Origin of the sequence: Rhizobium sp. SL86 (assembly GCF_026672545.1) — a bacterium.
Taxonomy (GTDB): domain Bacteria; phylum Pseudomonadota; class Alphaproteobacteria; order Rhizobiales; family Rhizobiaceae; genus Neorhizobium.
In genome coordinates this window covers 1,045,021-1,058,960 of record NZ_JAPPRJ010000001.1, presented here as the reverse complement: position 1 = coordinate 1,058,960, position 13,940 = coordinate 1,045,021, and the positions used below count along the sequence as shown (strand labels likewise).

General features: G+C 61.4%; 11 protein-coding genes. 10 read left to right on the top strand and 1 reads right to left on the bottom strand.

What is annotated here, in order from left to right; translation table 11 throughout:
• The first annotated feature begins 188 nt into the window (after nucleotides 1–188).
• Together OU993_RS05345 and murJ are read left to right on the top strand one after the other, a co-directional pair.
• Complete coding sequence (locus OU993_RS05345) at nucleotides 189–3,029, top strand: [protein-PII] uridylyltransferase (protein WP_268155210.1); 2,841 nt, start codon at nucleotides 189–191, stop codon at nucleotides 3,027–3,029.
• On the top strand, nucleotides 3,026–4,594 hold the full coding sequence (gene murJ, locus OU993_RS05340; protein WP_268155209.1) for a murein biosynthesis integral membrane protein MurJ: 1,569 nt from the start codon (nucleotides 3,026–3,028) through the stop codon (nucleotides 4,592–4,594). Before OU993_RS05345 ends, murJ begins: the two co-directional genes overlap by 4 nt.
• A gap of 7 nt (nucleotides 4,595–4,601) precedes the next feature.
• On the opposite strand, the gene OU993_RS05335 is transcribed toward murJ, so the two are convergent.
• On the bottom strand, nucleotides 4,602–5,024 hold the full coding sequence (locus tag OU993_RS05335; RefSeq protein ID WP_268155208.1) for a YcbK family protein: 423 nt from the start codon (nucleotides 5,022–5,024) through the stop codon (nucleotides 4,602–4,604).
• A 354-nt stretch (nucleotides 5,025–5,378) separates the two neighbouring features.
• On the opposite strand from OU993_RS05335, the gene OU993_RS05330 reads away from it, so the two are divergent.
• The 8 genes from OU993_RS05330 (at nucleotide 5,379) to OU993_RS05295 (ending at nucleotide 13,933) form a co-directional block, all read left to right on the top strand.
• Nucleotides 5,379–6,977 (top strand): peptide ABC transporter substrate-binding protein, encoded by a 1,599-nt coding sequence (locus OU993_RS05330; RefSeq protein ID WP_268155206.1) that lies wholly within the window; start codon nucleotides 5,379–5,381, stop codon nucleotides 6,975–6,977.
• 66 nt (nucleotides 6,978–7,043) lie between these two features.
• Nucleotides 7,044–7,967: an oligopeptide ABC transporter permease OppB gene (oppB, locus tag OU993_RS05325; RefSeq protein WP_268155205.1), complete on the top strand. Its 924-nt coding sequence runs from the start codon at nucleotides 7,044–7,046 to the stop codon at nucleotides 7,965–7,967.
• Nucleotides 7,960–9,081: an ABC transporter permease gene (locus OU993_RS05320; RefSeq protein ID WP_268155203.1), complete on the top strand. Its 1,122-nt coding sequence runs from the start codon at nucleotides 7,960–7,962 to the stop codon at nucleotides 9,079–9,081. The genes oppB and OU993_RS05320 overlap by 8 nt, the downstream gene beginning before the upstream one ends.
• A gap of 2 nt (nucleotides 9,082–9,083) precedes the next feature.
• Nucleotides 9,084–10,691 carry an ABC transporter ATP-binding protein gene (locus tag OU993_RS05315; RefSeq protein WP_268155202.1) on the top strand — a complete coding sequence of 536 codons (1,608 nt, stop codon included), beginning with the start codon at nucleotides 9,084–9,086 and terminating at the stop codon, nucleotides 10,689–10,691.
• 59 nt (nucleotides 10,692–10,750) lie between these two features.
• Nucleotides 10,751–11,152 (top strand): VOC family protein, encoded by a 402-nt coding sequence (locus tag OU993_RS05310; protein ID WP_268155200.1) that lies wholly within the window; start codon nucleotides 10,751–10,753, stop codon nucleotides 11,150–11,152.
• A gap of 433 nt (nucleotides 11,153–11,585) precedes the next feature.
• Entirely contained in the window at nucleotides 11,586–12,650 is a 1,065-nt protein-coding gene (gene trpS / locus OU993_RS05305) for a tryptophan--tRNA ligase (RefSeq protein ID WP_268155199.1), read from the top strand.
• A 111-nt stretch (nucleotides 12,651–12,761) separates the two neighbouring features.
• Nucleotides 12,762–13,253: a universal stress protein gene (locus OU993_RS05300; protein WP_268155198.1), complete on the top strand. Its 492-nt coding sequence runs from the start codon at nucleotides 12,762–12,764 to the stop codon at nucleotides 13,251–13,253.
• Nucleotides 13,254–13,366: 113 nt separating this feature from the next.
• A complete protein-coding gene (locus tag OU993_RS05295; protein WP_268155197.1) occupies nucleotides 13,367–13,933 on the top strand; it encodes a NifU family protein in 567 nt (188 codons plus the stop codon).
• The last annotated feature ends 7 nt before the right edge of the window (nucleotides 13,934–13,940 follow it).

Here is a 13,940-nt window from a genome sequence, read left to right as displayed (position 1 = left end):
GGAAACCACGGGCAGCAAAAGTTGACTTGCAGACCCGATGCGGATCATACCATCAACCGCATTGAAAGGGATCGGGCTGAACTGTGCCACAGTGATCCGATCCGAATGAGTTTTGTTCCAACCTGAAACCTCCGTGCAAGGTGGCGGTGCAATGGCTGGAGCGACCGGGGGCGCAGCGGCAGGAAGACATGGCAAGACAAGAAATCGATTTTACCGAACTGCTGGACGTCGACGGCCTGCGCCGGGATTGCGAGGCCATCCTGAAGCGCGGTTCGATGAAGCTGCTGGAAATGCGCGCCGCCCTTTTGCCGCTCTTCCGTCGCGCCAGCAATGATGGACGCGAAAAAGCCCGCGAACTGTTGGCCAGGGATGGCAGCGGCCTGAACTGCGCCGAACGCATTTCCTGGGTGCAGGACCAGCTGATTGCCGCGATCTATGAGACGGTGACGAAACACCTCTACAAGGCCGCCGCCGAAAAAGTGTCTGTCACCGCCGTTGGTGGTTATGGCCGCGGCACGCTGGCACCGGGATCCGATATCGATCTTCTGTTCGTTCTGCCGTCCAAGAATACCGAGGACATGCGCAAGGCGGTCGAGTTCCTGCTGTATGTTCTGTGGGACCTGGGCTTCAAGGTCGGTCACGCCACGCGCACGGTGGATGAATGCATCGCGCTTTCCAAACAGGATATGACGATCCGTACGGCCATCCTGGAGATGCGCCCGATCTGCGGCAATGCAGCGCTGGCCGACGAATTGCAGAAGCGGTTCGATGCGGAAATCGTCAGCAATGGCGGGCAGGATTTCATTCTGGCGAAACTGGCAGAGCGCGATCAGCGCCACCAGAAGGCCGGTGATACCCGTTATCTGGTCGAGCCCAACGTGAAGGAAGGCAAGGGTGGCCTGCGCGACATCCAGACGCTGTTCTGGATCGCCAAATATCATTACCGCGTGCGTGATACCGCGCAGCTGGTCAAGCTCGGCGTTCTTTCCCGCCAGGAATTGCGCCTGTTCCAGAAGGCGGAGGATTTTCTCTGGGCCGTTCGCTGCCAGATGCACTTCCTGACGGGCAAGGCCGAGGAGCGCCTGTCGTTCGACATTCAGCGCGAGATCGCCGAAAGCCTTGGTTACCATAACCGCGCGACGCTCTCTTCGGTCGAGCGTTTCATGAAACATTATTTCCTGGTGACGAAGGATGTCGGGGACCTGACCCGCATCCTGTGTTCGGCGCTCGAGGAGGAGCAGGCAAAACCGGCACCGGGGCTGACGGGTGTCATCTCCCGCTTCCGCCGCCGTGTCCGCAAGATCCCAGGCAGCTCCGAATTCGTCGAGGATCAGGGGCGCATCGCACTGGCCGATCCGGAGGTCTTCAAACGGGATCCGGTCAGCATCATCCGCCTTTTCCATGTGGCGGACCTGCACGGCCTGGAATACCACCCGGATGCGCTGAAGGCGGTCACCCGCGGGCTTTCCCTCATCAACGACGACCTGCGCGAGGATGCGGAGGCGAACCGGCTTTTCCTGTCGATCCTGACATCGCGGCTTGAACCGGCGCTCACGCTGCGCCGCATGAACGAGGCTGGTGTTCTCGGCCGTTTCATCCCGGAATTCGGCAAGATCGTCGCGATGATGCAGTTCAGCATGTATCATCACTACACCGTCGACGAGCACCTGATCCGCGCGGTCGAGGCACTGTCCGATGTCGACAAGGGTCGTTTCGCCGACGAACATCCGCTGGCCAACAAGCTGATGCCGAATATCGAAGAGCGCGAGGCGCTTTATGTCGCGGTTCTGCTGCACGATATCGCCAAGGGTCGCCCGGAGGATCATTCGGTGGCCGGCGCCCGCGTGGCCCGCAAGCTCGGGCCCCGTTTCGGCCTGAAACCGAAGCAGGTGGAGCTCGTCGCCTGGCTGATCGACCAGCATCTCCTGATGTCGATGGTGGCGCAGACCCGCGATCTGCACGACCGAAAGACGATCACTGATTTTGCCGAGAAGGTGCAGTCGCTCGACCGCTTGAAGATGCTGCTGATCCTGACGATCTGCGACATCCGGGCTGTCGGCCCCGGCGTCTGGAACGGCTGGAAGGGCCAGCTGCTGCGCACGCTCTATTACGAGACGGAACTTTTGCTCTCCGGCGGTTTTTCCGAAGTCTCGCGCAAGGAACGCGCCAAGGCGGCGGAAGAGACCCTGGCGAATGCGCTTGTCGAATGGAGCCAGAAGGACCGCAAGACCTATTCGCGGCTGCATTACCAGCCTTATCTCCTGTCCGTTGCGCTGGAAGATCAGGTGCGGCATGTGCATTTCATCCGCGAGGCGGACAAGGCCGGCAAGGCGCTCGCCACCATGGTGCGCACCGACAGTTTCCGCGCGATCACCGAAATCACGGTGCTGGCGCCCGACCATCCGCGTCTCCTCTCCATCATCGCCGGCGCCTGCGCGGCGGCAGGCGCAAACATTGCCGATGCGCAGATCTACACCACGACGGATGGGCGGGCGCTGGATACCATCCTGATCAATCGCGAGTTCCAGAACGATGAGGACGAACTCCGCCGCGCCGCCACCGTCTGCCGCATGATCGAGGACGTGCTGGCCGGCAAAAAGCGTCTGCCGGAAGTGATTGCCACCCGCGCCAAGGCGAAAAAGCGCAACAAGACCTTCACCGTGCACCCGTCCGCGACGATCTCCAACACGCTGTCGAACAAGTTCACCGTGATCGAGGTCGAAGGTCTCGACCGTCCGGGCCTGCTCGCCGACATGACGGTGGTGCTGGCGGATCTGTCGCTCGACATCCATTCGGCGCGCATCACCACCTTTGGTGAAAAGGTGATTGATACCTTCTACGTGACGGATCTCGTCGGCCAGAAGGTGACCAACGAAAACCGCCAGGGCACGATCGTCCAGCGGCTGAAGACGGTGATCTCCGAGCAGGAGGACGAATTGCGCCGCGGCATGCCCTCCGGCATCATCGCGCCGGATCCGGCCGCCGTCGCGGCCGACAATGCGCCGCGCAAGAGCCGGGCCGAAGCATGAGCCTCGTCAAGAAGTTCGCGACCGTCGGCGGCGCCACGCTCGGCAGCCGAATCTTCGGTTTTGCCCGCGAAACGCTGATGGCGGCGGCTCTCGGCACCGGGCCGATGGCAGACGTGTTCTACGCCGCCTTCCGGTTTCCGAACCTCTTCCGCCGCCTGTTTGCCGAGGGCGCCTTCAACGCCGCCTTCGTGCCGCTGTTTTCCAAGGAGATCGAGGCAAATGGTGTCGATGGCGCCAAGCGTTTCTCCGAAGAGGTGTTCGGCGTCCTGTTTTCCGCGCTGCTGGTCATCACCATCGCCATGCAGCTCTCCATGCCTTTGCTGGTGCGCTACATCATCGCGCCGGGTTTCGCCGATGATGCGGAAAAGACGGCGCTGACGATCCGCATGGCGATCGTTATGTTCCCCTATCTCATGTGCATGTCGCTGACGGCCATGATGAGCGGCATGTTGAATTCGCTGCACCATTTTTTTGCTGCCGCCATCGCGCCGATCTTCCTGAACCTCGTGATGATCAGCGTGCTGTTCTACGCGCTCTGGAATGGCGCCGATCCGCTGCAGACCGCCTGGTATCTCTCCTGGAGCGTGCTGGTGGCCGGTGTGTTGCAGCTTGCCGTCGTCTATGTCGGCGTCATCCGTGCCGGCATCAGCATCCGCTTCCGCATGCCGAAGATGACGCCGAACGTCAAACGCCTGCTGATCCTCGCGGTCCCGGCGGCGATCACCGGCGGCATTACCCAGATCAACCAGATCATCGGCCAGGCGATTGCATCCGGCAAGGAAGGCGCGATTGCTGCCCTTCAATATGCGGACCGGATTTACCAGTTGCCGCTTGGTGTGGTGGGTGTCGCCGTCGGCGTCGTACTGTTGCCGGAACTCGCCCGTGCGCTGAAAGCCGGCCATATGAAGGAGGCCGAGGGCATCCAGAACCGTTCGCTGGAATTCGTGCTGTTCCTGACACTTCCCGCCGCCGGGGGACTGTGGGTTCTTTCCGAAGCCATTATTCGCGTCCTTTACGAACGTGGTGCGTTCAGCGCCGATAACACTGCCGTTGTTGCCTCCATCCTCGCCATCTATGGTCTGGGCCTCCCCGGTTTCGTGATGATCAAGGCGCTGCAGCCGGGATTTTATGCCCGCGAGGACACCAGAACGCCGATGCGCTTCACCATCGTCTCGGTGGTGGTCAATTCGGCACTCGCCATCTCGCTTTTCCCGCTGATCGCCGAACGCGGCATTGCCACTGCCGAGGCGGCGGCCGGCTGGATCAACACGGTCCTCCTCTTCTCGACGCTGCTCTGGCGCGGCCATCTGAAATGGGAATGGGCGCTCGCGAGGCGCACCATCCTGCTGCTCGTCTCGACCGGCGTGATGTGTGCGGCGCTGACCTATGCGCTTGGGCTTGCCAGTCCGTGGCTGACGCCGGAGACCGGTCTCCTGCATCAGGTGATGGCGCTGTTTGCCCTGATCGGTGTCGCGATGGTCGTCTACTTCGCCACGGCCTTTCTCATCGGCGGTGCCAATCTCGGCATGATCCGCCGCAACCTGAAACGTCGGCCGAAAGTCTGAAAAGGCTTTAGCAATAGACCCAGCGGCGTTTTGGCCCCACGTCCACATGGATGATGCCGTTGCAGTACCGGCCGATGCCGCCGATGCCCGGCGCGGTGGAGGCGGCTGCGACGACTGCCCGGTCGGAGACGCCCGGCACCCGGATGTCGGCCGCCAGGCAGTGGCTGTGCTGCGAGGTGCCCGATCGCGGGCGGTGCCCGGAGGTAACGACCGGCTTGCGTCCGGTCTTCACCGCAATATGGGCCAGGATGGCTTCCAGCTTCTCCGGAAAACACGCCGTCTTCACGCTGACGCGCTGGACGGTATAGGCCGCGCTGTAATCATGGGTGAACAGGTTGCCGCGGCGTTTTTTCGCAACGGTGGTTTCTGCCGCGACCGCAGAAGAGAGAGTCATCACGCTCGCAAGCGCGACGCAAAACAGTCTACGCATGGATGCTCCGTTTATCGTAGGCCCGCCCGGATGGGCGCCCTTGGGTGGCGGAGCATTTCGTTTCAGAAAGTGGCCTGAATAAGAGTAATTTTGCTCAAATTAGTGGCAATTGCATCTTTGTTGCTAAGATCCGTTAATACTCACCTTTTGCGTGTTATTTCGGAACAACAATACACCTCCTGATGGTTTTGGTATTCCCAAAATTTGGACTTCACCCGGCGCTTCATGGCATCCGCACTACAAATCTGCGTATGAAGCCCCTGTTGCGGCGTTTTGGCTATTGTTTTTCCGATCGAGTTTCGCATTTGGTGCGCAGCCATACCTATAAGAAACCGGGGAAAAAAGGAGAAACCGATGCTCTTCCTCAAGCGGACCTTGGCGACCACCATGCTCGCCAGCGCACTCGTCTTCGGCGCGTCCAGCGCGTCTGCCGAAGCGGTCCTTCATCGCGGCAACGGCGGCGAGCCGCAGACGCTCGACTATGCCCATATCTCGATCGACATCGAAGGTTTCGTCGTCAAGGACCTGTTCGAAGGCCTGACCATCTATGACAGCGAAGGCAAGATCGTGCCGGGTGCTGCCGAAAGCTGGACCATCTCGGATGATGGCACCGTCTACACCTTCAAGATCCGCGATAACGCCAAATGGTCTGACGGCACCCCGGTGACGGCTGGCGATTTCGAGTTCGCCATGCGCCGTGTCGAAGATCCGAAGACGGCGGCCGGTTACGCCAACATTCTTTACCCGATCAAGAATGCCGAGAAGGTCAACAAGGGCGAACTGCCGCTCGAGCAGCTGGGCGTGAAGGCCGTGGACGACAAGACCTTCCAGATCACCCTGGAGCGTCCGACCCCCTTCTTCCTCCAGCTTCTCGCCCACTATACGGCGCTCCCGATCAGCAAGGCGAATTTCGAGAAGTTCGGCGATCAGTTCGTCAAGCCGGGCAACATGGTCTCCAACGGCGCCTTCAAGCTGCAGGCCCACGTGCCGAACGACACGCTGACGGTGGTCAAGAACGACCAGTACTGGGATGCGGCCAATGTGAAGCTCGACAAGGTCATCTTCTATCCGATCGATGACGATGCGGCCTCCGTGCGCCGTTTCGAGGCGAAGGAAATGGACCTCGTCTACAACTTCTCCGCCGACCAGATTAAGCGTCTGCGCGAAGGGTACGGCGACCAGGTCCACGTCAACCCGTCGCTGGCCACCTACTACTACACCTTCGATACCCGCGAAGCCCCGTACAGCGATGTGCGCGTGCGCACCGCCCTTTCGATGGCCGTCGACCGTGACTTCCTCGCGAGCGAAATCTATTCGGGTGCGCAGCTTCCCGCTTACCACCTCGTGCCGCCGGGCATGGAAGGCTATGGCGAAGGTTCGGTTCCGGAATGGGCTTCGCTGTCGCAGATCGACCGTGAAGACAAGGCCGTGGCCCTGATGAAGGAAGCCGGTTACGGCGAAGGCGCAAAGCCGCTGTCGATCGAGATCCGCTACAACACCAACGCCAACCATGAGCGTGTGGCGACCGCCGTTGCCGACATGTGGAAGAACACGTTTGGCGCCACCGTGTCGCTGGTCAACCTCGACGTCGCCTCGCACTACGCCTACCTGCAGGAAGGCGGCAAGTTCAACGTCGCCCGTGCCGGCTGGTCGGCCGACTATGCCGATCCGGAGAACTTCCTGGCGCTGAACATCAGCACCAACAAGACCTTCAACTACGCCAAGTACAACAGCCCCGAGTTCGACAAGCTGATGCAGCAGTCCTACGCGGAGCAGGATCCGGCCAAGCGCATGGACCTCATGAAGCAGGCGGAAGCGCTGATCAGCCGCGACCAGCCGATCGCGCCACTGATGAACACGGCCAATCTCTGGCTGGTGTCGTCGCGCGTCTCCGGTTGGGGTGACAATGCCGTCAACGAGCATCTGTCGAAGTTCCTGAGCGTCTCCGAATAATCCGAACAAGGGAGAATGACGCGCGGTGGCCTTAAAAGGCTGCCGCGCGTCCGTTCTTTTCAGCCCATGATCAGTTTTGTCCTGCGACGACTGATGAGCGCCGTGCCCACGGTCTTCATCGTCGTGACAATCTCGTTCTTCCTGATGCGCTTTGCGCCAGGCGGACCCTTCAACCTGGAGCGCCCTTTGCCGCCCCAGACCATGGCGAACATCCTCGCCACCTACCAGCTCGACCAGCCGCTGTGGAAACAGTACATCCACTATGTCGGCAATGCCGTGACCGGCGATTTCGGCCCGAGTTTCATCTACAAGGATAACACCGTTGCCGAACTGATCGGCAAGGCGCTGCCTTACTCCATGCAACTCGGCTCGATGGCGATCCTGATCGCTCTCATCGGCGGTGTCCTGCTCGGCACCATCGCGGCGCTGCGTCAGAACAGCGTGCTGGATTTTTCCCTGATGGCCTTTGCGACCGTCGGTGTCACGGTGCCGAATTTCGTCGTCGGTCCGGTGCTGACGCTGGTCTTCGCCGTGATCCTGTCCTGGTTGCCGGCCGGTGGCTGGGGCGACGGTTCCCTGCAATATCTCATCCTGCCGATGATCGCGCTGGCCTTGCCGCAGCTGGCTGTCTTTGCACGTCTCACCCGCGGCGCGATGATCGAGGCGCTGCATACGGACCATATCCGCACCGCCAAGGCTTACGGCCTTCCGTCGCGGGTCGTCGTCATCACCCACGCGCTGCGCGGCGCCATGCTGCCGGTCGTCTCTTACCTCGCGCCCTGCGCCGCAGCGCTTCTGACCGGCTCCGCCGTGGTGGAAAGCATCTTCACCATTCCCGGTGTCGGCCGTTATTTCGTGCTCGGCGCGCTGAACCGCGATTATCCGCTGGTGATGGGCACCGTCATTCTCGTCGCGATCTTCGTGATCGTCTTCAACCTGCTGGTCGACATTGCCTACGGGCTCCTCGACCCGAGGGTCCGCCATGACTGATATCTCCGCAACATCCCCGACCATCGAAGGCCGCAGCCTCGGCCAGCTGGCCTGGCTGCGCTTCCGCCGCAACAGGGCGGCCATGGGCGGCTGCTTCATGCTGCTTCTGATCGGCCTTTTTTCCTTTGCCGGTCCGCTGTTCGTGCCGCATGCCTATGACGAGGTTTTCCCGTCCTACGTCACCATTCCGCCGAGCCTCGACCCGAGGCCGGATCCGAAGACCTTGGAGGACGTGGCGGCAACGGCTGCCAAGCGTGCCCGCCTGACGCTCGAAAAGTTCGAGCTGGAAAATGGCGTCTTTACTGCGACCGTCACCTCGGCAAGCCCGATCGATCCGCGCGCCGTGCGTTATTTCGACCGGGTGAACGAGTTCAAGAATACGCAAGTCAAGGAAACCGCTGCCGACCAGAAAAGCCTGGTGCTCACCGGCACGGTGGACCAGAAATATTTCTTCTTCGGCACCGACAGCAATGGCCGTGACCTGATGGTGCGCGTCATGCTCGGCGGGCAGATCTCGATCGCGGTGGGGCTCGCCGCCTCGCTCGTCTCGCTTGGCATCGGCGTCGTCTATGGCGCGACGTCGGGTTATCTCGGCGGGCGTGTCGACAACATCATGATGCGTCTCGTCGAAATCCTATATTCGCTGCCCTTCGTTTTCCTTGTCGTGGTGCTCGTCGTCTTCTTCGGCCGCTCGGTCATGCTGATCTTCATCGTGATCGGTGCCGTGCAATGGCTGGAAATGGCGCGCATCGTGCGGGGCCAGACCCTGTCCTTGAAACGCCGCGAATTCGTCGGTGCTGCCCAGGCACTGGGGCTGACTGATTGGCAGATCATCCGCCGCCACATCATCCCGAACACCATCGGCCCCGTCATCGTTTTTGTGACCGTCGTCGTGCCGCAGGTGATCCTGACGGAAAGCTTCCTCTCCTTCCTCGGCCTCGGCGTTCAGGCGCCGCTCGCAAGCTGGGGAACGCTGATCTCGGAAGGGGCAAAAAACATGCAGAACGCCCCCTGGCTGCTGATCTTCCCGTCGATCTTCTTCGTGCTCACGCTGTTTTCGCTGAATTTCGTCGGCGATGGCCTGCGTGATGCCCTCGATCCGAAGGACCGCTGATCATGGCAAATGAGAACAACAATAAGCCCGTGCTGACGGTTGAGAACCTGAAGGTCACCTTCACCACGCCGGATGGCGAGGTTGAGGCGGTCAAGGGCACAAGCTTCTCCGTCGCCAAGGGCGAAACGCTCGCCATCGTCGGCGAAAGCGGCTCCGGCAAGAGCCAGACCATGATGGGCATCATGGGGCTGCTCGCCGCCAACGGCCGGGTCTCGGGTTCCGCCCGTTACGGCGACAAGGAACTGGTCGGCGCCAGCCTCTCCGAGCTCAACCGGGTGCGCGGCTCCAAGATCACCATGATCTTCCAGGAGCCGATGACCTCGCTCGATCCTCTCTACACGATCGGCAAGCAGATCGCCGAACCGCTGATCCATCACCGGGGCATGGGCAAACGCGAGGCCCGCGCCCGCGTGCTGGAGCTTTTGAAGCTCGTCGGCATCCCGGAACCGGAACGGCGCATCGACAGCTACCCGCATGAAATGTCGGGCGGCCAGCGCCAGCGCGTGATGATCGCCATGGCGCTTGCCAACGAGCCGGACCTATTGATCGCCGACGAGCCGACGACCGCGCTCGACGTGACGATCCAGGCGCAGATCCTCGATCTTCTCGCCGATCTGCAGAAGCGGTTCGGCATGGCGATCGTGCTGATCACCCATGATCTCGGCGTCGTCAAACACATGGCCGACCGGGTGATCGTTATGCGGCGCGGCGATATCGTCGAACAGGGCACGCGCGACGAGATTTTTGGCAATGCGCAGCATGACTATACCAAGATGCTGCTCGCTGCCGAACCCTCCGGAACCAAGGCTCCCCCGGCGGACAAGGCGCCCATCATTCTTGAAGGCCGCAATGTCACCGTCGATTTCGAGATCGGTTCAGGCTTCCTGTTCAGGAGCAGCCGCAAGTTCCGCGCGGTCGATACGGTCAACGTGACGCTCCGCCAGGGCCAGACGATCGGCATCGTCGGCGAATCCGGTTCCGGCAAATCGACGCTCGGCCGGGCGCTGTTGCGTCTTCTGGAATCGGATGGGCGTTACCGTTTCGAGACGAACGACATCTCGTTGCTCGACCGCAAGGCCATGCGGCCCTTCCGCCGCCAGATGCAGCTTGTCTTCCAGGATCCCTATGGTTCGCTGTCGCCCCGCCAGACGGTGGGCGAAATCATCACCGAAGGGCTTTACGTGCACGAGCCGAACCTCACCAAGGCCGACCGTGACAAGCGGGCGATCGAGGCGCTGAAGGAGGTCGGGCTCGACCCGGCGGCCCGCAACCGTTATCCGCACGAGTTTTCCGGCGGCCAGCGCCAGCGCATCGCGATTGCCCGCTCGATGATCCTGAAGCCGAAGGTGGTGATCCTTGACGAACCCACCTCGGCGCTCGACCGCTCGGTGCAGCGGCAGGTGATCGAACTCCTGCGCGACCTGCAGCAGAAGCATGATCTCTCCTATGTCTTCATCAGCCATGACCTGTCGGTGGTCCGGGCGATCTCCGACCACGTGGTCGTCATGAAGAACGGCAGGATCGTGGAGGAGGGGCCGACGGAGGACATCTTCGAAAGCCCGGCCCAGGATTATACCAAGGCCCTGATCGCCGCCGCCTTTACGCACTGATCGCAAACCCGATACAAACGCCCGGCCCCGCCGGGCGTTTTGCATGACAGGAGAACCCCATGTCGCAGAATTCGCTCTTCCTCGTGACGCTGGTGGTGGATGATTATGACCGCGCCAAGGACTTCTATTGCGAAACGCTCGGTTTTGATTGTGTCTTCGACACGCCCCTTCCGGACGAGGGCAAGCGCTGGCTGGTGGTAAAGCCAAAGGGAGGAGAAGGGGCAGGGCTGCTGCTTGCGCGTGCCGATGGCGAGGTGGAGCAGGCAGCGATCGGCAACCAGACCGCCGGCCGGGTCAGCTTTTTCCTGAAAACCGACGATTTTGCCCGCGACCATGTGGCGTTCCTGGCTAAGGGCGTCCGCTTTATCGAGGACCCGCGTCATGAGGCTTACGGCACGGTTGCGGTGTTTGCGGATCTCTACGGCAATCTGTGGGATCTCATAGAGCACGCTGAGGGCTGATCGAGGTCTGCCCCTCACCCTAACCCTGTGTGCGGCTGCTATTGCATTTGAAACAAGACCCCTCCCCAACCCCTCCCCACAAGGGGGAGGGGCTTGTCGTGCCCCATCGCACGTCGTGACGAGGCAGAACGGAGCCGCGCGGGGTCTCCCCCCTTGTGGGGGAGATGGCCGGCAGGCCAGAGGGGGTTTTCCTTAGCTGCGATAGTGGTCCGTCTTTAGGGTGAGGGGCTCTCTGGGCACGTCCGATTCATACGGCGCAAGATTAAACCTGCCCTTTGGTCCTGAAGCCACTTGATCGAACGCCCGCTGCTATGCTTGATGCGCGGCGTAAAAACCCTGGCCCTTAGGGGCGGGACGCGGAGAGATCTTCACCCTCTTCGATGGCCCGTTTCCCGAAAGCCTGTGGCCCTCCACCAGCCTTATCGAGGACGATATGAACAGCTTCAAGCCGCTTGTCTTTTCCGGCGTCCAGCCGACCGGCAATCTCCATCTCGGCAACTATCTCGGCGCAATCCGCAAATTCGTGGCGCTGCAGGAAAACAACGACTGCATCTATTGCGTGGTCGACCTGCATGCCATCACCGCCCAGCTCGTGCATGATGACCTGAAGGGTCAGATCCGCTCGATTGCGGCGGCCTTCATTGCGTCCGGCATCGACCCGGTCAAACATATCGTCTTCAACCAGTCCGCGGTGCCGCAGCATGCGGAACTTGCCTGGATCTTCAACTGCGTCGCCCGCATCGGCTGGATGAACCGCATGACGCAGTTCAAGGACAAGGCCGGCAAGGACCGCGAGAATGCCTCGCTCGGCCTGCTTGCCTATCCGAGCCTGATGGCCGCGGACATCCTGGTCTACCGCGCAACCCACGTTCCGGTCGGCGACGACCAGAAGCAGCATCTGGAATTGGCCCGCGACATTGCCCAGAAGTTCAACATCGACTTCCAGGACAAGATCCGCGCCACCGGCCAGGGCGTCGACATGGTGGTGGGCGAAGAACCGATCCATGGTTATTTCCCGCTGGTCGAGCCGTTGATCGATGGTCCGGCCCCGCGCGTGATGAGCCTGCGCGACGGCACGAAAAAGATGTCGAAGTCGGATCCGTCGGATCTGTCGCGTATCAACCTGATGGACGATGCCGACGAGATCCTGAAGAAGATCCGCAAGGCCAAGACCGATCCGGATGGTCTGCCGTCAGAGGTCGAGGGCCTGAAGGGCCGCCCGGAGGCCGACAATCTCGTCGGCATCTACGCGGCGCTTGCCGACAAGACGAAGGAACAGGTGCTTGCCGAATTCGGTGGCCAGCAGTTCTCGGTCTTCAAGCCGGCGCTCGCCGATCTCGCCGTCGAGGTTCTGGCGCCGATCAGCACCGAGATGCAGCGTCTGCTGGGCGATACGACCCATATCGACGCGATCCTGAAGGATGGCGGCGAGCGCGCCCGCGCCCGGGCTGAAGCGGTGATGAACGACGTCTACGACATCGTCGGTTTCCTGCGCTGATTGTAGCGCCCCACGCATCTTTGCCCGCCGGTCCCCGCAAGGATCGGCGGGTTTTCATTTTCCGGCTTTCGTATAAGTTCGCGCGAAGGCGTTTGAGACAGGGGAGCGATCATGGTTTCAAAACGGCTTTCACGGTTGGAGGGACACCGGCGCAAGTTCATGGCCGTCATCGACGGCACGCCGGAATGCGAAAAGGCCGTGCATTATGCCGGCCGCCGCGCCCAGAATTCGAATGGCGGCCTGGTGCTGCTCTATGTGATCCCCGAGGGTGATTTCCAGCAATGGCTGGGGGTGGAGCAGATCATGCGCGCCGAAGCCCGCGAAGAGGCGGAGGCCGTGATGGCAAAGGCCGCCCAGAAGGTGCGCGAGACGATCGGCATCGATCCGGAAGTGGTCATTCGCGAAGGCAGCGCCACCGACGAGATCAATGCGGCCATTGAGGAAGACCGCGATATCGCGATCCTGGTGCTTGCCGCCGGCAATACCAAGGAAGGCCCGGGCCCGCTGGTTGCCTCGCTGGCCGGCAGGGGAAGCGCCTTCCCGATCCCCGTCACGGTGCTGCCGGATACGCTGAGCAATGACGAAATCGACGCGCTCTGCTGAGCCGCTCTTGACCTCGTTTGCGCAAGAGCGCACTTGAATGCAAACCTGATCCGGACTATCTTCTTTGGAAGAATTCTAAACTGGCGCCGTCATGGCCGCCCGGGAGCTTGAAAATGTTCATTCAGACAGAAGCCACGCCGAACCCGGCAACCCTGAAGTTCCTGCCCGGCAAGGTGGTGATGGAAAAGGGCACGGCGGATTTCCGTTCCGCCGATGAGGCACAGGCCTCGCCGCTCGCCGCTCGCCTGTTCGCCATTCCGGGCGTCACCGCCGTCTATTTCGGCTATGACTTCGTCACCGTCACCAAGGAAGCTCAGGAGTGGCAGCACCTGAAGCCCGCCATTCTCGGATCGATCATGGAACATTTCATGTCCGGCCAGCCGGTGATGGGCGGGGCGGCAAACCTGGCCGAAATGACCGACGAAGAGGGCGAGTTCTTCGATGATGGCGACGAGACGATCGTCGCGACCATCAAGGAGCTTCTCGAGACGCGTGTCCGCCCGGCAGTGGCACAGGATGGTGGCGACATTACCTTCAAGGGTTTCCGCGACGGCACGGTCTATCTCAACATGAAGGGCGCCTGCTCCGGCTGCCCGTCCTCCACGGCCACGCTGAAGCATGGCGTGCAGAACCTGCTGCGCCATTTTGTGCCGGAAGTGCAGGCTGTCGAGGCGCTCTGAGTTCACG